Here is an 18,147-nt window from a genome sequence, read left to right as displayed (position 1 = left end):
CACATTGCGCAAAGCATACCTTGCTCAATCGCCTGCCGGGAGGGTCAATCCCGACATATCCACCCTGAATCCCGGCAGATGTGTTTCCCATGCGAAATCCCCGGCACAGATGCGCCCCCGGCGCACAATAAGACAATCACAGGGCGCAATGGCTTTTCACCCGCCGGGCAGTCCCCTAGTAAGGAGCAGCACAAGACAGGTTCCCATGTCCCAGATCACACTGATACGACACGGCCAGGCCAACTCCGGAGCGACGGACGAGGAAAGCTATGACAGGCTCAGCCCGCTCGGGCACCAGCAGGCAGCATGGCTGGGCGCGCATATGCGCAGGCATCACCAGCACCACACACGGCTGTATACCGGCACGCTGCGTCGGCATGTGGAAACGGCTGACTCCATGGAAACAGGCCTTGAACCCGTGCGGGATCAGCGTCTCAATGAACTGGAATATCTGACGCTGGCAAGCGCATTGGAGCAGGAACATGGTGTACCCTTTCCCACAGATCAGGCAGCATTCACCGCCCATCTGCCACAGCTTTTCACCGCCTGGCAGAACGACGAAATCAGCGCCGCCCCGGAACGTTTCGCCGATTTTGAAGCACGTGTCAGCGGCGCCCTCTCGGATATCGCCAACGGCGACGGGCCGGCGCTGGTTGTTACGTCAGGCGGCCTGATCTCTATGGTCATGCGCCAGGTTCTCGGGCTCGATATCGGTGCCATGGCGCATATGGCGCTTGCTATCTACAACACATCGCAACACCAGCTCTTTCCCATCGGTGGCAGACTTTCGCCGGTCATGTTCAATGCTATTCCACACCTGGAAGATCCCGCGCGGCAGCACGCCCGCACCCACGTTTGAAAGGACCGTCCATGCGACTCTGGTTTGCCCCGCGCACGATTTCTGTTGCAGCTGCAATTGCACTTGAGGAAACCCGGACTGATCACGAACTGGTTCCGGTCGATGTCGCCGCAGGTGAACAGCACTCGGACGCATACCTGAAGCTGAACCCCAAAGGACGGGTGCCTGTCCTGCAGACTGCTGACGGCACACTTCTGACGGAAACCGGTGCCATTCTGGAATTCATCGGGGCAGGTGCACCGGACGCAGGCCTTGTCCCGGCTGATCCTGTGGCCGCCGCGCAGATGCGCAGCGTGATGTATTACATGGCCTCAACAATGCATGTGAACCACGCCCATAACCGGCGTGGGCACCGCTGGGCCAAAAATCCGGAGAGTCATGCGGATATGACGGCGATGGTGCCAGAGACAATGGCGGCCAGCGCTGCCTATTTCCAGAATGACTGCCTGCAGGGCAATTGGGTGCTGGGCGACGCGTTTTCTCTGGCGGACATCTATGCCTTTGTGGTCTGCAGCTGGCTGGAAGGCGACGGCGTCCCGCTGACAGCCTTTCCAGGTATTGCGGGCTTCATGGACAGGATGCAGATGCGCCCGTCTGTTCGGGCTGTCGCAGAAAAAGGGCTGATCTGACCATGACGCATATCTGGGTCCGCGCCGAGCAGCGCGACAATGAAACACGTGTCGGGGTTACACCCGGGGGTGTTGCAGAGCTGATGGCAGCTGGCCTTTCAGTTACCGTCGAGCACAGTGCCACGCGCGTTATTCCGGATGAGGAGTACGCAAAGACAGGCTGCAGGATGGCACCTTCCGGCAGCTGGACCAGGGCGCCTGCGGATGCCGTGATCTTCGGCCTCAAGGAGTTGCCGGATGACGGCACGCCACTGCCGCACCGGCACATCATGTTCGGCCACGCGTTCAAAGGACAGCCTGCCGGGCTGTGCCTGCTGGAGCGGTTCCGTGCAGGTGGTGGCATGCTGCTGGACCTCGAATACCTCACAGACGACAACGGTGCCCGCGTCGCGGCGTTCGGGTACTGGGCCGGATACGCAGGCGCGGCTGTCGCGCTGAAATGCTGGGCCGCACAACAAAAAGGACACCTTCCGGGCCCCGTCGGCGCGTATCAGAGTTCCACCCACCTGCTGTCGGAACTGCAGGCTGATCTGCTGGCCACCGGGACGCATCGCCCTGACGCGCTGATTATCGGCGCGCTGGGACGCGTCGGGCGCGGTGCAGCTGATCTGTGTACGGCCATGGGCGTAGCCTGCACCAGATGGGATGTGGCGGAAACTGCCGGTGGCGGTCCCTTCCCGGAGGTTCTGGCGCATGATCTCTTTTTTAACTGTATACTGGCGCGGCCCGGCACACCGGTGTTTGTGCCGGCATCCGCTCTCACACCTCCCCGCAGGCTGAGCGTCATCGGCGACATAGCCTGCGACCCGGACAGTGATTTTTCCCCGATCAAAGTTTACGACAGGGCCACAACCTGGCGGGAGCCTGCCCTGCGCGTCTGTGAAGATCCGGTGCTGGACGTGACCGCGATCGACAACCTCCCGTCAATACTGCCCCTTGAGAGCAGCGAGGATTTCGCCGCCCAACTGCTGCCCGTCCTGCAGACGCTCGGCACGCCGGGCGCAGATATCTGGTCGCGCGCGGAAAAAACATTCCACGACCATCTGGCCCGCCTCTGACGCATGGGAAAAGGCACACCCGCCTTTCACCCTTCTCCAAATACTCCCGCCGCAGGCGGAAAAACATCCTGTCCACCCGCAGCATGAAACACGCCTCAGGAAAAGATCCGGAAATAAAGCCAGTCCGGCAGTAACTGGCTGCCCCGGAAGACCCACGAGAAGACACGCGGAAAACTCAGCTTGAAGCGTCGGGTCTCCATATGACGGAACATATAATCTGCGGCCTCTTCGGGCGTCATCAGAAAGGGCATCCGGAAGGTGTTCTTGTCCGTCAGCCGCGTTTTGATGAAACCCGGGTTTGCCACCTGCACCTGCACCCCTGTTTTGCGCAGGTCGGCATACATGCACTCGGCCAGTGACATCGTTCCCGCCTTTGAGGCGGTGTACCCGATCGACCCGGGCAGCCCGCGAAAGCCGGAAAGGCTGCCGGTGATGACAATGTGCCCGCTGTCCCGCGCCACCATCGCGGGCACAACATGGCCCATCACACGCATCAGACCGGTAAAGTTTATGTCCGCCATGGCCGTTGCTTTTTCGGCGTCCCAGTCTGTTGAGCCGAAGGGCCAGTAAACACCGGCAAGGAACACCACTCCGTCAATTTCGCCTATGGCCTCCGCAGCAGCGGCGACGCTGGCATCGTCCGAGACGTCAACGGTCTGATAAGACCCTTCATTCGGAAGGTCTGCCACGACTGATTTCAGGCTGTCTTCTGATCGCGCAGAAACGATCACATGCGCGCCAGCCGCGCTCATCTGGCGTGCAAGAGCAGCACCCAGCCCGTCGCTGGCGCCAACCAGCCAGTAGCGTTTTCCATGCCAGCTGCGCATCAGGCCTCCCGGGGTCGCATTGTCGCCACCAGCTCAGCAACCTTGATACCGAACTTGCGGAACTGAGAGCGGTTCATGATCGTTCCGTTTGGCGTGAGATACATCCAGTCGACAGTATTCAGCACGTGCCCGCCTGAGTTCTCCGGCAGGCGGATGTTATAGCGCAGCAGCACCGTAGAGCCTGACTGCCTGCCACGTCCCTCGCCGACCACATCAGGCGCGGTTGCGGCGATGGCGCCATCGGACCTCAGTTCAAGGTGCCATTCCCGGTCCTGAACACTGCCGTCGTCATAGACAAAACGTTCCTTCATCAACCCTTTGTCGCCTTCCCACGAGGCGTCAAAGTCCGCCACAAAACGGCTGCTGACCCGACCGAGCGGACCATAGATCACGCCTTCACAGACAAGCTGACCATTCAGGTGCTGACGGATGTCAAACGTCGGATGTTCATCTTCGTAGTCTTCGGGTCGCTGAGCCGCGAAGCCCATGAACATCCCCTTGATCCAGAACAGGGCCAGCGCCAGCAAAGCGCCTGTGAAGATATAGATCCAGACGGTCATGTCTCAGGCCTCTTTCAGGTTGGTTACAGACAACAGAAGTATTGCGACCAGTTTCAGAGCACAGGGCACAGCGGCGTACAAAAACGTGAGCAGCGCCAGTGCTTCGGGCGGATTATCGGCAGCACCACTCCTGAAACCGGCGTTTTCGAGCAGAGGGAGGAGCGATACCGCAGCAAAAGCAAGTGTCAGCTTGGATACAAAGGACCACAGGCCAAACCCTTCTGATGCAGACGGCGATATGCGCGCCATGCGGGTCGCAAAGATCGCCGGCAGCAGGGTGAGATCGGCGCCCAGAGTGGCTCCGGAAGCCACGCAGATTACCGCAAAAAGAAGCCAGTCGCCAGGGCCCAGCGTAAAGGCAGAACCAAAAGAGATGATCGCCAGGACCATCGCCAGGAGCAGTACGTCACGCGCCCCGATACGCTCGGCCAGCGCACCCCAGAGAGGGGCGGCCAGTGCAGCAGACAGGAAGAAGACCAGAAGCAATGGCCCCTCAAATCCGGGCGCTTCAAGGCGGCTTTCGACAAAGAAAAGAAACAAGGTGGAACTGACAGCAACCGGCGCTGCATTGACCAGCGCAATGAGCAGCAGACGTCGGGCGAGCGGGTCTGCGAGCACGGCAGCAAACCCGGTAGAGGCACCAAGGCCGGCGGTACTCCATTCGTCCCTCATCAGAAACCATGCGGCCAGTGCCAGCACAGCAAACCCGGCGGCAAACCCGGCAAATGGTGCTGAAAACACCGCCCCTAGCGCAACAGGTGCGACCGCCGCCACACAGACACCCATCAGCGCACCGCTTTCGCGCCACCGTGCAAGGCGCAGATGTCCCTGGCCCCGGAGTGCAGTACCTTTGACGACACCCTGAGCGTAGAAATTTATCGTCAGAAAACTGAACGCCGAAAAAACGAGGGTCAGACAAAGACCAAACCACACCAGGGCGGGCAAAAGCGGCGGCACGGCAAACAAAAGCAACATCGCGCCTGCGATCACCGCACAGCCGACGGCCACAGCCGGTCCTCTGCGATCGCGCAGGTGTTCCGACAATCGCCCGAGCAGCGGGTCCTGCACCACATCAAGCAGCCGCAACCCGAAGAGCACCGCCCCCAGCGCCGCCAGCGAAACGCCGTATTCGTCGACATAAAACTTGGGCGCATGGATATAGATCGGCAGGCCTGCAGCCGACAGAAGGGCTGCAAACACTGAATAGGCGGGCAGGCGGTCGGCGGTCTGCATTACCGGGACACCTCCTTTTCGGGCGGTGTGGGGCGTGCGCGATACAGCGCACCGCGCAGCCAGAGCCTAAGCGCCTGCCAGTGGATCAGGGTCAGTACACGCCGCGAACCAAACGGACGGCGGATTGCGGATGCAAGGATTGTGCGGTTGCTCAGACGGCGGCGTTTTCCCGTCAGCGTGGCGATCAGACCGCCATCGGGGCGCGCATAGTCGATCCAGATCCCGATGCGTTCCGAGGTGATGTCGAACCGGAAGGTATACCCGCCTTCGACCGGCTGGAACGGCGACACATGGAAAATCTTGCGTGCTTTCAGTGTGTCAGACGGCAGGATCGGCGCGAGATCTGCGTGGTGGCACAGGTAACTGTGACGATCACCAAATGTGTTGCTGACCTCAGCAATGACTGTGATCAGAGCGCCATCCGCCCGGCGGCACAGCCAGAAGCTGACAGGGTTGAATACGTGACCCATAAGGCGCGGTTGTGCGAGCAGTTCGATCTGTTCAACACCGGTCATCTGGTGTTGCTCCAACACATCGCGCACCCACAGCGCCCCGCGTCCTTTGCCAGGGGGACCACCGTGGTCGGTATCCTGCAGCGAGGTCAGGCCGCGCCGGTTGCGCCTGAACAGCCAGGGCGTGCGCAGCTCTGCCTCGGCGTCGAGCAGCACGTAATCCACCGAATAACGGAAAGCGTTGGCCACCGCACCTTTACGACCGTGATAGGTCAGGCCCGCGATATGATCGACGGTTGCCGTCATTCAGCAGCCATCTTCGCCGAATTCTGAGCCCGCAGCGCGCGCACCACATCCACGGCGCTGGACAGACCGTCCTCGTGAAAACCGTTTTTCATCCAGGCCCCGCAGAACCAGGTATTGTGCGCTCCGTTGAAGGCACGGACTTTCTCCTGCGCGGCCAGTGCTGCGAGATCATATACCGGGTGCCGCAGTGTCACCTGGTCATAAATCAGCTCTTCACGGATCGTTCGTCTGGTATTCAGAGTGACGAAGTGAGGATCATCGTGCGGGATCGGCTGCAGCGAATTCATCCAGTAGGTCAGATCAATCCGCTCAGACCGGGCATCCCGGTCCTCAGTATAGACCCAGCTTGCCCACGTTTTCCGGCGCAATGGCATAATGCGCTCGTCAGCGTGCAGCACAATGTCGTTGGGCTGATAGGCAACCGCGCCCAGCGCGTCACACTCTTCCGGAGTCGCGTCTGAAAGCAGTTTCAGCGTATCGTCGGAATGTGTGCCAAAGACAACGTGGTCATAGACTTCCGCCTCAGCGCCCGCGGCACGCACAGCGATCTGGCCACCAATGCGCGATACGGACTGCACCGGGGCACCGGTCAGAATGCGCACTCCCCGGTCGCGCAGAGCGTCACCGAGACGCTGCACATACTCGGTCGAGCCGCCGTCGACCGTATACCACTGGTGCTGGCCCGTCGTGTTGAGCAGCGCGTGGTTCTCAAAAAAGCGGATCATCGCGTGGGCCGGAAAATCCATTATTTTTTCCGTCGGCGTGGACCAGATCGCGCCGGAGAGCGGCAACAGATAGTAGTCGCGGAACCAGTCGCCCGTTCCCAGCTTTGCGAGGAATTCACGCAGGGTCAGCGCGTGATCTGACGCCACCCGCAGCGCAATTTTGTTGAAATGCAGAATGTCGCGGACCATGCGCAGGAAGGCCGGCGTGACGGCATTGCGGCGCTGCGCAAACAATGCATCCAGGCTGGTCAGCGCGTATTCCAGCGCCCCGCCATTAATGGATGCACCGAAGCTCATATTCGATTTCACCACCGGTACATCGAGCTGGTCAAAGAGCGCCGCCATGTAAGGGTAGTTGGCATAATTGAATACGATGAAGCCGGTATCCACCGGCTGGTCACCGTTCCGGCCGGCCATAACCGTGCGGGCGTGGCCACCAAGCCTGGGCTCGGCCTCGTAGAGTGTTACATGATGGTCACGGGCAAGCATAAAGGCCGCCCCCATGCCGGTAATGCCGCCACCGATGATGGCGATCTTCTGTGGCTGGTGCGCGGGAATGTTGTCGGTGATGTCGCCTGTCGTGAGCGCTTCAAAGGGCATATAGTCTTGATCCGTCCGGATGATTGTTTTGTCTTAACTAGTGTTATCTACGGGATCGTCCCGTAAATGGATTGCCCTGCAAAGATAAAGTTTTTTTTGATCCGGTTGTGCACCTGCAGCGTAGTGAAGGTATGTTCGAAAGTGTGGAAGTGGGAAAACATGACGGAAATGCATCGCGGGTGCCGCGGCCCCCGGTGTTTTTGCGCGGGAGTACTGGCGTTTCAGGGCGTTCTAAGGTGAAGGCAAGCGACAATCCGGCCCGCATGTTATGGGTCTCGCATATGATACGGATCCGTGACGACAAAGACCGTCAGGCTTTTGGTGAGCTGTTCGATCACTTTGCGCCGAGGGTAAAGGGGTTTCTGATGCGTTCCGGCGCTGATCCGTCACTTGCAGAGGAGTGCGCGCAGGACGTGATGGCAGCGCTCTGGCACAAGGCGCACCAGTTTGATCCCGCACGGGCATCGGTGGCGACGTGGATCTTTACCATCGCCCGGAACAGAAAGATTGACATCCTGCGCCGCCAGCGCAGGCCAGAGCCGGAGGACCTCACCTGGGGCCCCGAGGCAGAGCCGGATCAGGAAGACGTCCTGAACCTGCAACAGGAAAGCAAAATACTCGGCGCCGCCCTGGCGGAATTGCCCGAGAGCCAACGGGAACTGATTGAAAAGGCGTATTTCGGGGATCTGACCCATAGTGAAATCGCTGCTGAAACCGGTCTGCCGCTGGGCACGATCAAATCGAGAATTCGGCTGGCGCTGGAACGCCTGCGCCACGTAATGAAGTGAAAGCCATGAGTAGTAACAGTATCAAACATCATCTGAACGACGCCATCCTGATGGCCTATGCTGCAGGCACCCTGCCCGAAGCGTTCAACCTGATCGTCGCCTCGCATCTTTCGATGTGCGACACCTGCCGTGCAAGCGCAGAGAGCTATGACGCTCTGGGCGGCGAAATTCTGGATCAGTCCGGAACGCATGAAATGTCCCACGACAGCTTTGCGGCCACTCTGTCGCTGATCGAAGGCGGCCCGGTTGACACAATCCGCGCGCCGCGTGCGAAAGACAGTGTTCTGCCACAACCGCTCCAGGATTACGTCGGTGGCGACCTGGATGCCATAAAGTGGAAGCCGGTTGGTATGGGCGTCAAACAGGCGATCCTGCCGACCTCGCGCGAGGCGTCAGCGCGGCTTCTCTTTATTCCGGCAGGCGCTGCAATGCCTGATCATGGTCACCACGGCACCGAAATGACGATGGTGCTGCAGGGTGCGTTCCAGGACGACGATGGCTATTTTGCGCGTGGAGATGTGGAAATTGCGGACAGCGAGCTGCACCACACGCCGGTTGCTGACATTCACGAGGACTGCATCTGCCTGGCCGTCACCGACGCACCGCTGCGGTTTGACAGCCTCATCCCGAAAATCGCGCAGCGTTTCCTGCGTATCTGATCTTCAGAGCGAGACCTCGTAGGGTGCGAGCCGTGACCAGTCAAAGGTCACGCCCGTTCCCGGCGCATCTGACGCAACTGCGCGCCCGTTCTCGACCACGAGCGGGCGCGTTGTGTATCGGTCAATCGGAAAGCTGTGCACTTCGATCCAGCCGGCATTTGTCTGAGCCGACACCAGTCCGACATGCAGCTCCTGCATCCCGTGACTGCAGACCGGCACCCCCGCTTTTTCCGACAGTTTCGCGACCTGTAGCCACCCGGTGATCCCGCAGCAGTTTGAGGCATCGGGCTGGATAAACCCAAGATCACTCTGTGTCAGAGCCATTTCAAACTCATGGATGGTGTGCAGGTTTTCCCCCTGCGCAACCGCCATGCCAGTCGCCTGCGTGATCTCTGCGTAACCCGGGTAATCGTCCGGAATGATCGGTTCTTCAAACCACAGAATATTCTCAGCCGAAACTGCCTGCGCCAGAGTGATCGCCTGCTCCACAGTCAGAGAGTAATTGGCATCAATCATAAAGGCCGGCTCTGGTCCGATATGTGCGCGCACCGCCCGGATACGCTCGATGTCGTCGCTCAGATCGGGCTGGCCGATCTTGATTTTGACACCGCCGAGGCCGGCATCAAGGTAACCCTGAACGTGGCTCAGCAGTTTGGGCAGCGGAAACGCCAGGTCAATGCCACCACCGTACGCCTTGCAGGTTTTCCCCGCACCTCCGGCCATCTGCCAGAGCGCCCGGCCAGAGGCCTTGCCCCGCAGGTCCCACAACGCGATGTCCACCGCGGAGATCGCAAAGCTCAGGATACCTCCGCGACCGACATAATGCATATGCCACTGCATCGCATCACAGAGCGCCTCGACCTCAGCCGCGTCCTGCCCGACCAGAAACGGTGCGAGATCATGTGTGATCATCGCCGCCGTCGCATGGCCACCGCGGCCACCGTTGTAGGTGTACCCGGTCCCCTGGCTGCCGTCTTCCAGCGTAACCGTCGCAGTGATCAGATGAAAGTGGCTGTGGGAGCCGTGTCTGGCATCCACAAGCACTTCATCCAGCGGCACATTAAAGAGCCGCGCCTCAACCGATGCAATCCGGGACATGGTTCACATATCCGCGCATTCCGGCACCGGGCTGATAACCGTGCCATCCTCGAGATGCTGCAGCAGGTTATCAACGGTCAGTGCGCCCATGGCATCGCGGGTCTCGTGCGTGGCGCTGCCAACGTGCGGCAGGAGCACCACATTTGACAGAGCACGCAGCGCCTCGGGCACTTTGGGTTCGGCCTCGAACACATCAAGCCCTGCCCAGCCAAGCCGTCCGTCCTGCAGCGCTGAAATCATCTCAGGCTCGTCGACAACCGACCCGCGTGATACATTGATCAGCGTCCCCTGCGGACCAAGCGCCTCAAGCACGTCACGGTTCACAATCCGGTTTGTCGAAGGCCCACCGGGCGTGATGCAGATCAGACAATCCACATCCCGCGCCATTTCGGTCAGATCGCCATAGTATCTGTAGGGAACGTCCTTTGCACTGCGCGAGTGATAAACCACCGTGGTGCCAAAGGGCGCCAGCTTGTCAGCGATCGCCTGCCCGATACGCCCCAGACCCAGAATACCAACGGTCTGGTTGTCCACCGAACGGGTAAGCGGCGCATTGCCCTTGGCCTCCCAGTTCCCGGAACGGACCCAGGCATCATCGCGCAGCAGTTCGCGGTAGCACGCCATCATCAGCATCACCGCAGTGGTCGCAACCTCGGCGTTAAGCACGTTGGGGGTATGCGTCACCACAACACCCTTTTCGCGAGCCGCATTCGTGTCGATGGCATCATAACCGACGCCGTAACAGCTGATCGCCTTCAGGTTTGGCATCGCAGCCATATATTCCGGTTTCACACCATCGTGCCCGTTGGTCGCGACATACCCGACAGAGGCGCCGTTTTCGACCAGCCAGGCCTGCGGGTCGTCCATATCTGACGCTTTGTGAATGGTGAACCTGGACTCAAGCCGTTCCATCATCACAGGTGTGGCGCCGCCAATCATAAAAAGATCTGCCATGGTTATGCATCCTCTCTGACGTTCTGGCGCTGCGCGCCGAGGCCCTCGATGGCCAGCTCCATTACATCGCCCGCTTTCAGATAGACGGGGTCCGGTTTGATCCCGTCACCGACACCCGGAGGTGTGCCTGTGCTGATAACATCGCCGGGATAAAGTGTGAAAAGCTGGCTGAGGTGTTCAATGATCTCGGCCACGGTGAAAATCATCGTGGAAGTATTGCCCGTCTGCATCCGATTGCCGTTCAGGTCCAGTGACATGTCCAGCGCCTGCGGATCCGGCACCTCATCGCGCGTCACCAGCCAGGGGCCGGTGGGCCCGAAGGTGTCGCAGGATTTACCTTTGGTCCAGGTGCCCGTCAGCTGCGTCTGGAAATGCCGCTCGGACACATCGTTGCACACGCAATAGCCCGCGACGTAGTCAAGCGCGTCTTCTTTGCTGACATATTTGGCCTGTTTGCCGATGACCACACCCAGCTCGACCTCCCAGTCACCACGTTTCGCGCCCCGCGGCAGAACCACATCGTCATTCGGGCCGACGATGGCCGAATTGGCCTTCATGAAAAGGATCGGATGCTCGGGGATAGGCAGACCCTGTTCGGCAGCATGGTCCGAATAGTTCAGACCGATGCACATAAACTTGCCGATATTGCCGACACAGACACCGATACGCGGGTCGCCGCTGACCACGGGCAGACTGGCAGGGTCAATTGCGCGCAGCTTGTCCAGCGCCGCTTCGGAAAGCATGCTGCCATCAATATCGTTCACATGCGCCGAAAGATCACGCAGCACGCCGTCTGCGTCCATCATTCCGGGTTTTTCGGCACCATGTGCGCCGTAACGTACGAGTTTCATAGGTCTTCCTCAGTTTGCTTGCGCCTTCGGCGCGTCAGTGGTTGTCGCGCGGCATAAAGCGGCGCGAGATGTCCTGGTATTTGTCCGCACCCTCGAGGATCATACCCTCGTCGAAACGGCCCACTTTCTCGCGGAAATACTGCTGCCAGGGCGACTGGCTTTCCGGCGCGTCGTAGCCGCCTGCCGCCTCGAATGCGCGGGCACGTTCGGCCAGTTCGTCGAGTGGGACGAGCATGTCAGCGGTGCATTTGTTCAGATCAATGCGGACCCGGTCACCATTTTGCAGCAGCGCAAGCCCCCCACCCGCCGCCGCTTCGGGCGAGGCGTTCAGAATGGACGGGCTGCCGGATGTGCCGGACTGTCGCCCGTCACCCACGCAGGGAAGCGCTTCGACACCTTTTTTCAGCAGGTATGATGGTGGACGCATATTCACGACCTCGGCGCCGCCGGGATACCCTTTCGGTCCCGCGCCCCGCATGAACAGCACGCAATCCTCGTCAATGTTCTCAGACGGATCATCAATGCGGTGATGGAAATCCTCAGGACCATCGAAAACAACCGCCCGGCCTTCAAAAGCGTTCAGGTCGTCAGGACTGGAAAGGTATTTTGCACGGAAACTGTCGCTGATCACACTGGTTTTCATGATCGCACTGTCAAAAAGATTGCCTGTCAGGTTGATAAACCCGGCCTGCGATTTCAGCGGATCGGACACGGGTTTGATGACCTTTGTGTCCTCACTGCGCAGGTGCCCGCAGTTTTCCGCCATGGTCCGACCGTTCGCCGTGATAACATCCGGATGGGGTAACAGGTCTGCCGCGATCAGCTCGCCGACGACGGCGGGTACGCCGCCTGCATGCTGATAATCTTCGCCCAGATATTCGCCGGCCGGCTGCAGGTTGACAAGCAGGGGTACATCATGGCCGACCTTCTGCCAGTCATTATTGTCGAGCGGAACACCAAGATGGCGCGCGATACCGTTGAGATGGATGGGCGCATTGGTCGACCCGCCAATGGCGGAGTTGATGACAATCGTGTTCTCAAAGGCCTCGCGGGTCATGATGTCGGAAGGGCGCAGGTCCTCCCAGACCATGTCCACAATCCGGCGGCCGGTCTCATAGCTGATCTGGCCCCGCTCGCGGTAAGGAGCGGGAATCGCAGCAGCACCGGGCAACTGCATGCCCAGCGCTTCGGCAAGCGAGTTCATTGTCGTTGCGGTGCCCATCGTGTTGCAGTAGCCCACAGACGGCGCCGAAGACGCAACGAGCTCCATAAAACCGTCATCGTCAATTTCGCCCGCCGCAAGCATCTCGCGCGCTTTCCAGACGATGGTGCCCGACCCCGTGCGCTGCCCGCGGAAGTAACCGTTCAGCATCGGGCCCACAGACAAAGCCACGGCAGGAATATTGACGGTCGCCGCCGCCATCAGAAGCGCAGGCGTGGTCTTGTCACAGCCAATGTTCAGCACAACGCCGTCGAGCGGATAGCCAAAAAGCGTCTCGACGAGGCTGAGATAGGCAAGATTGCGGTCCAGCATTGCGGTGGGTCTTTTACCGGTCTCCTGGATCGGATGAACCGGCACTTCGATGCAGGTACCACCCGCGGCGATGATCCCGTCACGCACGCGCTTGGTCAGTTCCAGATGGTGGCGGTTACAGGGGCTGAGGTCGCTGCCGGTCTGCGCTATACCAATAATCGGCTTGCCTGACTGCAGCTCGTCGCGCGTCAGCCCGTAGTTCAGATAGCGTTCCAGATAAAGCGCTGTCATTTCCGGGTTGTCCGGGTTCATGAACCACTTGCGCGACCGCAGATCTTCGATTCCGATTTTCCTGGTCATTGTCCTGACCATCCTCCGTCAATGATATGGGGGTGTCCTGTGGTGAATGCGCTCTCGTCGCTTGCAAGGTAAACGACCAGGGCAGCGATCTCCTCTGCCGTCGCAACGCGGCCCATCGGCTGACGGGAGACGAACTGTTTCAGCGCTTCTTCTTTACTGCCGAGCTTTTCGCCCAGCGCGTCGACGCGTTCATGCCAGCTGGGGCTTTCCACAGTGCCCGGGCAGATACAGTTACAGCGGATGCCACTTGCGACATAGTCGACCGCGACCGATTTGGTCAGCCCGATGACAGCTGCCTTTGTCGTCCCGTAGATGAAGCGGTTCGGCGCACCGATGACCGACGAACAGGCCGATGACATATTGATGATCGACCCTGATCCACGCTCCAGCATTCCTGGCAGGGCCGCGCGGATCGTGCGCAGCATTGACCGCACATTCAGATCAAAGGCAAAGTCCCATTCCTGGTCTGTCGCCTCCAGAACAGAGCCGTGATGCACGAAGCCCGCACAGTTGAACAACACATCCGGGCGGGCCCTTTCAACGCCGGTACTGACGCTCTCATCGCTGCGCGCATCAAGTTCGAAAATTTCCAGATTTTCGTGATTCGCGTCGCGAATCGTAGATAGCGCTTCCATGTTTACATCGGTCGCAAACACCTTTGCGCCTTCGGCTGCCATCGCCAGCGCAGTGGCCCGCCCGATCCCCTGACCCGCAGCCGTGATCAGCGCGCGTTTTCCTTTAAGCCTCTGAGATGTCAATGTTTTCCCCCCGACACAGTTAGTCTCTCGGCGCGGGTCACTCTCTGACACGGGCAACGGACTGATCTGTATTCTCTTTGCTGTTGTCGTCAAAAAAACCGTCAAACGGGCTGGTTCGGCGGCTGGTTTCCGTTAGCGTATGACACAGTATTAACTTTGGCTACAGCCTTGTCTGAAGCGACGAGAGGATAACCGCACTCATGACACAACCCCGCAAGGTCACACTCATTGGCACCGGACTGATGGGTTTTCCGATGTCGCAGAACCTTCTGCGCGCCGGTCACATGCTGACCGTCTGGAACCGCAGTACCGCGCGTGCCGAACCCCTCGTTGCTGAGGGGGCGACCCTCGCTGCAACCCCCGCCGACGCCGTACGGGATGCAGAGTTTGTCATCACAATGCTCTCGGACGGTTTTGCGTCTGGTGCGCTGATCAGCGATGCCGAAATACAGGCCGCCCTGTCGCCGGGCGCTGTCTGGATCGACATGTCCTCAGCGAAACCAGAGCACGCCCGTGAACAGGCTGAAGTTCTGATGGGCCTTGGTATCGGGCATCTCGATGCGCCGGTTTCCGGCGGCACGAAAGGGGCAGAGGCGGCGAGCCTTGCTATCATGGTTGGCGGCACCGCCGAAACATTTGAAAAGTCGAGACCGGTTTTCGAAGCAATGGGGCGGCCCGTGCATGTCGGTCCATCCGGCTCCGGGCAACTTTCCAAACTGGCAAATCAGACAATCGTGGCGGTCACCATTTCAGCGGTTGCCGAGGCAATGCTGCTGGCAGAACAGGGCGGCGCCGATCCTGCTGCCGTTCGTGCCGCACTCAAGGGCGGGTTTGCCGACAGTGTGATTCTGCAGCAGCACGGCGAGCGTATGACCAGCCGGAACTTTGATCCCGGCGGGCTGACAAAATTCCAGGTCAAGGATCTGAACAACACGCTTGACGAGGCTGCATCTCTTGGCCTGACGCTGCCCGCGACAGAGAGTGTCCGCGACCGTTTCCAGCATTTCATTGACGCGATGGATGGCGGGGAGCGCGATCATTCCGGGCTCTACCTGGAACTGCTGTCAAGAAACGGACTCCCGACATGACCCGCGTTCTTATCCTTGGCGGTGGTGGTATGGTGGGTCAGAAACTGGCTGCCCGTCTGGTTCACGAGGGGCTGGGCGGCGGTCCTGCGCCGCAGACGATCCTTTTTGATGTCGGGTTTCCGCCGGCGGGCGTTGAGGGTCCGGAACAGATGACCGGTGACCTCGGTGACCCAGCTACGGCGGGCCGGCTGGCGGCACTGCGCCCCGATGTGATTTTTCACCTGGCTGCGATCGTTTCCGGAGAGTCCGAGACCAATTTTGAGAAAGGCTGGGCCATCAACATGATGTCGATGTGGCATCTGCTCGAAGCCCTGCGGCACGAGCACAATGCAAGCGGCGGAAGCTATGTGCCGAAACTGATATTCACGTCCTCAATTGCGGTTTTCGGCGCGCCTTATCCCGAGAAGATCGGAGATGAATTCCTCTCAGCACCCCAGACGAGCTATGGGGCGCAAAAGGCAATCTGCGAGCTGATGGTCACCGATTTCAGCCGGAAAGGGTTTGTTGACGGCATGTCTTTGCGCCTGCCGACGATCTGTGTGCGCCCCGGCAAAGCCAACCTTGCAGCCTCTTCGTTCTTTTCCGGCATCATCCGCGAGCCGCTGAACGGGATCGAAGCTATACTGCCGGTTCCGGATACCGTGCGGCACTGGCACGCCTCACCCCGCTCGGCCGCCGGGTTTCTGGTGCATGCTGCGGGCCTCGATACTGCCCGGCTTGAAGGGCGTCGCGCGCTCAGTCTGCCCGGTGTCAGCTGTACCGTCGCAGAACAGATTGAAGCGCTCAGACGTGCAGCAGGTCAGAATGCCGTTGATCTGATCCGGCAGGCGCCGGACGAGGCGATCATGAAAATCGTGCAGGGATGGCCACGGGATTTCGACCCGCAGCGCGCCGTCGCGCTCGGGTTCAGAGCCGAATCCAGCTTTGACGAGATCGTCGATGTTTACATCAAAGAGGATTTGCCAAACGCCACAGTCTGATGCTTGCCCGGCAACGGATGGGTCAGATTACGGGCAAGGTGGTCGTGGATACGTTTGCGCACGAGGTCCTCGTTTCGGTCCAGCGCCGCGTCGAGAATCGCCTGATGTTCGGGGATATTCTCGGGAAAGTAGCCATAGTTGGTTTCCGCAGACACGAGTTGCTGCCGGAATTGTTCGTAAATTACGACGTGCGTGCGAATCAGCAGCGCAGAGCCACATGCCTCGATCAGCGTCTCGTGGAACTCCTGCTCCGCACGGCTCCACAGGTTGAGAAGCGGGGAAACATCGCCCGAGGAGCGGACCCGCATTTCAATGTGCGACAGTTTGTGATGAGCTGCCGTAAGGCGCGATTCCCATTCTACGCCGCCCAGCCGGATGGACAGGCAGGCACCTTCGCATTCGAGCATGATTCGCATATGGGTAAGGTCATGCTGGCGCTCACGAGACTGATAAGGCGAACGAAAACCACGCTGTTCCTGGAACTCCACCAGTCCGACAGTCGACAGCCGGAAAAGGACTTCGCGCACCGTGCTGGCAGAGCAGTCGTAATCCGAACGTAGCTTTTCAGCGCGCAGTTTGGTACCGTACCCGAACTCGCCGGTGATCAGGCGATGACGCATATCGTCAAAAATGTCCGCGTCCTGCGTACTCATCAAAATCCTCCCGTTGTCTTTTTGGTGTACGTCCAAAAACGCGAAATTCAAACAAAATATCAAAATTCACCCGGAATAAAATTATTTCTTGCGCGATGCGCTGCGCTCGGCCTAACGTTTCGACAGCGTAATCAAAAAGGGCCACAGGCCTTCTAACCAAGTGCGCTCAACGTCTGGGAGGACAACATGACAATCATGAAGAAGGCGGCCACGGTTGCCGTCGCAGCAGCGCTTGCTGCTTCGACAGCTTTCACCGCGTCGGCCGACACAACAAAACTGCGGATTCAGACGCATTACGCGCCTGAGACCGTTTCCGGTAAACTTGCAGCACAGTACATTGACGACATCCAGTCCATGTCCAACGGCGAGATCGAAGTGGAAATGTTCTACTCGTCCTCCGTCGTGAAGTCGGTGGAGACATTTGACGCGGCATCCACGGGCATCCTCGACTGCGACATGACCGGTGGTGGTTACCAGACCGGTAAAAACTCCGCATTCCAGTTTGTGGGCGACATCATGGGCGGCTACGACACGCCGTATCAGCAGCTGAGCTGGCTGTATTTCGGTGGCGGCAAGGAAGCTGCAGCACCGCTTTACAACAAGTATGGCATGGAGCTGATCGGCTGGTGGGTTTACGGCCAGGAGAGCTTTGCCTCGTCCAAGCCGATTGCCAAGGTTGAGGACTTCAAAGACTGGAAATTCCGTTCGCCCCCCGGCATGGAAACAAAAATCTTTGAAAAGCTTGGCGCCTCGCCCATCGTGATGGATTTCACTGAAATCTTTACCGCTCTGGAAACAGGCATCATTGACGGTGCAGACGCATCGGGCCTCGCAAACAACGTGGGTCTCGGTCTCTATGACATCGTGAAATACGCCAACTTCCCCGGCTTCCACTCAATGCCGTCTGACCACCTGGCGTGCAACAAGGCCGTGTTCGACGCGATGCCTGCGCACCACCAGAAGATCATGAAGGTTGCAATGGAAGCGCTGGCGCTGCGCACAGCTCTGACGTTCGAGAAAAAGAACGCCGAAGCGGCCGCACAGCTGCGTGCAGACGGTGTGACACTGTCCCAGTGGGCACCTGAAGAACTGGCGAAATTCCGTGCAGCGGCTCAGGCCACATGGCCGGAGTTTGCGGACACACCCGAGGCAAAAGCCCTGGTGGACTCGCACCTTGCCTACCTCGAACAGCTGGGCCTCAAGCAGTAAGCTGAGCTGAACCCGGACCCCGCCTT

At 59.5% G+C, this 18,147-nt stretch carries 19 protein-coding genes; 8 read left to right on the top strand and 11 right to left on the bottom strand.

What is annotated here, in order from left to right; genetic code table 11:
* Window positions 1-205: 205 nt before the first annotated feature.
* From Q0792_RS13905 to Q0792_RS13895, 3 genes are read left to right on the top strand one after another with little or no spacing between them, the layout of a single operon-like run.
* Entirely contained in the window at window positions 206-859 is a 654-nt protein-coding gene (locus Q0792_RS13905) for a histidine phosphatase family protein (protein WP_298841636.1), read from the top strand.
* Between the two features lie 11 nt (window positions 860-870).
* Window positions 871-1,488 (top strand): glutathione S-transferase family protein, encoded by a 618-nt coding sequence (locus tag Q0792_RS13900; RefSeq protein WP_298841633.1) that lies wholly within the window; start codon window positions 871-873, stop codon window positions 1,486-1,488.
* A 2-nt stretch (window positions 1,489-1,490) separates the two neighbouring features.
* Window positions 1,491-2,546 (top strand): saccharopine dehydrogenase, encoded by a 1,056-nt coding sequence (locus Q0792_RS13895; protein WP_298841631.1) that lies wholly within the window; start codon window positions 1,491-1,493, stop codon window positions 2,544-2,546.
* Window positions 2,547-2,641: 95 nt separating this feature from the next.
* On the opposite strand, the gene Q0792_RS13890 is transcribed toward Q0792_RS13895, so the two are convergent.
* From Q0792_RS13890 to Q0792_RS13870, 5 genes are read right to left on the bottom strand one after another with little or no spacing between them, the layout of a single operon-like run.
* Window positions 2,642-3,373 carry an SDR family oxidoreductase gene (locus Q0792_RS13890; RefSeq protein ID WP_298841629.1) on the bottom strand — a complete coding sequence of 244 codons (732 nt, stop codon included), beginning with the start codon at window positions 3,371-3,373 and terminating at the stop codon, window positions 2,642-2,644.
* Window positions 3,373-3,933 carry a DUF3833 domain-containing protein gene (locus Q0792_RS13885; RefSeq protein ID WP_298841626.1) on the bottom strand — a complete coding sequence of 187 codons (561 nt, stop codon included), beginning with the start codon at window positions 3,931-3,933 and terminating at the stop codon, window positions 3,373-3,375. The genes Q0792_RS13890 and Q0792_RS13885 overlap by 1 nt, the downstream gene beginning before the upstream one ends.
* 3 nt (window positions 3,934-3,936) lie before the next feature.
* Window positions 3,937-5,166 carry an MFS transporter gene (locus Q0792_RS13880; protein ID WP_298841623.1) on the bottom strand — a complete coding sequence of 410 codons (1,230 nt, stop codon included), beginning with the start codon at window positions 5,164-5,166 and terminating at the stop codon, window positions 3,937-3,939.
* Window positions 5,166-5,924 carry a DUF1365 domain-containing protein gene (locus Q0792_RS13875; RefSeq protein ID WP_298841620.1) on the bottom strand — a complete coding sequence of 253 codons (759 nt, stop codon included), beginning with the start codon at window positions 5,922-5,924 and terminating at the stop codon, window positions 5,166-5,168. The genes Q0792_RS13880 and Q0792_RS13875 overlap by 1 nt, the downstream gene beginning before the upstream one ends.
* A complete protein-coding gene (locus Q0792_RS13870; RefSeq protein WP_298841617.1) occupies window positions 5,921-7,249 on the bottom strand; it encodes an NAD(P)/FAD-dependent oxidoreductase in 1,329 nt (442 codons plus the stop codon). Before Q0792_RS13870 ends, Q0792_RS13875 begins: the two co-directional genes overlap by 4 nt.
* Window positions 7,250-7,512: 263 nt before the next feature.
* Here Q0792_RS13870 and Q0792_RS13865 point away from each other — a divergent pair, with 263 nt between their 5' ends.
* Both Q0792_RS13865 and Q0792_RS13860 read left to right on the top strand, forming a co-directional pair.
* Window positions 7,513-8,037 carry a sigma-70 family RNA polymerase sigma factor gene (locus Q0792_RS13865; RefSeq protein ID WP_298841895.1) on the top strand — a complete coding sequence of 175 codons (525 nt, stop codon included), beginning with the start codon at window positions 7,513-7,515 and terminating at the stop codon, window positions 8,035-8,037.
* A 5-nt stretch (window positions 8,038-8,042) separates the two neighbouring features.
* Window positions 8,043-8,696: a ChrR family anti-sigma-E factor gene (locus tag Q0792_RS13860; RefSeq protein ID WP_298841614.1), complete on the top strand. Its 654-nt coding sequence runs from the start codon at window positions 8,043-8,045 to the stop codon at window positions 8,694-8,696.
* 3 nt (window positions 8,697-8,699) lie between these two features.
* Here the strand turns inward: Q0792_RS13860 and Q0792_RS13855 are convergent, their stop codons facing one another.
* Genes Q0792_RS13855 through Q0792_RS13835 form a run of 5 tightly spaced genes read right to left on the bottom strand, consistent with a single transcriptional unit; the run spans window position 8,700 to window position 14,191 of the window.
* Window positions 8,700-9,794, bottom strand: a complete 1,095-nt coding sequence (locus Q0792_RS13855; RefSeq protein WP_298841611.1) for a mandelate racemase/muconate lactonizing enzyme family protein — start codon at window positions 9,792-9,794, stop codon at window positions 8,700-8,702.
* A 3-nt stretch (window positions 9,795-9,797) separates the two neighbouring features.
* Window positions 9,798-10,748, bottom strand: coding sequence for a 2-hydroxyacid dehydrogenase (locus tag Q0792_RS13850; protein WP_298841608.1), 951 nt, complete (start codon window positions 10,746-10,748; stop codon window positions 9,798-9,800).
* A gap of 2 nt (window positions 10,749-10,750) precedes the next feature.
* Complete coding sequence (locus Q0792_RS13845; protein ID WP_298841604.1) at window positions 10,751-11,599, bottom strand: fumarylacetoacetate hydrolase family protein; 849 nt, start codon at window positions 11,597-11,599, stop codon at window positions 10,751-10,753.
* A gap of 34 nt (window positions 11,600-11,633) precedes the next feature.
* A complete protein-coding gene (locus tag Q0792_RS13840; protein ID WP_298841601.1) occupies window positions 11,634-13,433 on the bottom strand; it encodes an IlvD/Edd family dehydratase in 1,800 nt (599 codons plus the stop codon).
* Window positions 13,430-14,191, bottom strand: coding sequence for an SDR family oxidoreductase (locus Q0792_RS13835; RefSeq protein WP_298841598.1), 762 nt, complete (start codon window positions 14,189-14,191; stop codon window positions 13,430-13,432). The genes Q0792_RS13840 and Q0792_RS13835 overlap by 4 nt, the downstream gene beginning before the upstream one ends.
* A 200-nt stretch (window positions 14,192-14,391) precedes the next feature.
* Between Q0792_RS13835 and Q0792_RS13830 the strand changes: the two genes are divergently transcribed.
* Window positions 14,392-15,279, top strand: coding sequence for an NAD(P)-dependent oxidoreductase (locus Q0792_RS13830; protein ID WP_298841595.1), 888 nt, complete (start codon window positions 14,392-14,394; stop codon window positions 15,277-15,279).
* On the top strand, window positions 15,276-16,259 hold the full coding sequence (denD, locus tag Q0792_RS13825; RefSeq protein WP_298841591.1) for a D-erythronate dehydrogenase: 984 nt from the start codon (window positions 15,276-15,278) through the stop codon (window positions 16,257-16,259). The genes Q0792_RS13830 and denD overlap by 4 nt, the downstream gene beginning before the upstream one ends.
* Here denD and Q0792_RS13820 read toward each other — a convergent pair.
* Window positions 16,223-16,912 carry a GntR family transcriptional regulator gene (locus Q0792_RS13820; protein ID WP_298841588.1) on the bottom strand — a complete coding sequence of 230 codons (690 nt, stop codon included), beginning with the start codon at window positions 16,910-16,912 and terminating at the stop codon, window positions 16,223-16,225. The two genes, denD and Q0792_RS13820, sit on opposite strands and share 37 nt — an antisense overlap.
* A 186-nt stretch (window positions 16,913-17,098) precedes the next feature.
* Here Q0792_RS13820 and Q0792_RS13815 point away from each other — a divergent pair, with 186 nt between their 5' ends.
* On the top strand, window positions 17,099-18,121 hold the full coding sequence (locus Q0792_RS13815; RefSeq protein WP_298841585.1) for a TRAP transporter substrate-binding protein: 1,023 nt from the start codon (window positions 17,099-17,101) through the stop codon (window positions 18,119-18,121).
* The last annotated feature ends 26 nt before the right edge of the window (window positions 18,122-18,147 follow it).

The organism is uncultured Roseobacter sp., from assembly GCF_947495025.1.
Classification (GTDB): domain Bacteria; phylum Pseudomonadota; class Alphaproteobacteria; order Rhodobacterales; family Rhodobacteraceae; genus Roseobacter.
The sequence above is the reverse complement of the archived record's forward strand: the minus strand, read 5'-3'. Positions and strand labels throughout refer to the sequence as shown.

Bases quoted from the DNA above. Each gene is read 5' to 3' on its own strand.
- Q0792_RS13815 (WP_298841585.1), top strand. From the start codon at position 17,099: ATGACAATCATGAAGAAGGCGGCCACGGTTGCCGTCGCAGCAGCGCTT.
- Q0792_RS13820 (WP_298841588.1), bottom strand. From the start codon at position 16,912: ATGAGTACGCAGGACGCGGACATTTTTGACGATATGCGTCATCGCCTG.
- denD (WP_298841591.1), top strand. From the start codon at position 15,276: ATGACCCGCGTTCTTATCCTTGGCGGTGGTGGTATGGTGGGTCAGAAA.
- Q0792_RS13850 (WP_298841608.1), bottom strand. From the start codon at position 10,748: ATGGCAGATCTTTTTATGATTGGCGGCGCCACACCTGTGATGATGGAA.
- Q0792_RS13830 (WP_298841595.1), top strand. From the start codon at position 14,392: ATGACACAACCCCGCAAGGTCACACTCATTGGCACCGGACTGATGGGT.
- Q0792_RS13855 (WP_298841611.1), bottom strand. From the start codon at position 9,794: ATGTCCCGGATTGCATCGGTTGAGGCGCGGCTCTTTAATGTGCCGCTG.
- Q0792_RS13875 (WP_298841620.1), bottom strand. From the start codon at position 5,924: ATGACGGCAACCGTCGATCATATCGCGGGCCTGACCTATCACGGTCGT.
- Q0792_RS13900 (WP_298841633.1), top strand. From the start codon at position 871: ATGCGACTCTGGTTTGCCCCGCGCACGATTTCTGTTGCAGCTGCAATT.
- Q0792_RS13885 (WP_298841626.1), bottom strand. From the start codon at position 3,933: ATGACCGTCTGGATCTATATCTTCACAGGCGCTTTGCTGGCGCTGGCC.
- Q0792_RS13890 (WP_298841629.1), bottom strand. From the start codon at position 3,373: ATGCGCAGCTGGCATGGAAAACGCTACTGGCTGGTTGGCGCCAGCGAC.
- Q0792_RS13905 (WP_298841636.1), top strand. From the start codon at position 206: ATGTCCCAGATCACACTGATACGACACGGCCAGGCCAACTCCGGAGCG.
- Q0792_RS13840 (WP_298841601.1), bottom strand. From the start codon at position 13,433: ATGACCAGGAAAATCGGAATCGAAGATCTGCGGTCGCGCAAGTGGTTC.
- Q0792_RS13870 (WP_298841617.1), bottom strand. From the start codon at position 7,249: ATGCCCTTTGAAGCGCTCACGACAGGCGACATCACCGACAACATTCCC.
- Q0792_RS13895 (WP_298841631.1), top strand. From the start codon at position 1,491: ATGACGCATATCTGGGTCCGCGCCGAGCAGCGCGACAATGAAACACGT.
- Q0792_RS13880 (WP_298841623.1), bottom strand. From the start codon at position 5,166: ATGCAGACCGCCGACCGCCTGCCCGCCTATTCAGTGTTTGCAGCCCTT.
- Q0792_RS13865 (WP_298841895.1), top strand. From the start codon at position 7,513: ATGTTATGGGTCTCGCATATGATACGGATCCGTGACGACAAAGACCGT.
- Q0792_RS13860 (WP_298841614.1), top strand. From the start codon at position 8,043: ATGAGTAGTAACAGTATCAAACATCATCTGAACGACGCCATCCTGATG.
- Q0792_RS13845 (WP_298841604.1), bottom strand. From the start codon at position 11,599: ATGAAACTCGTACGTTACGGCGCACATGGTGCCGAAAAACCCGGAATG.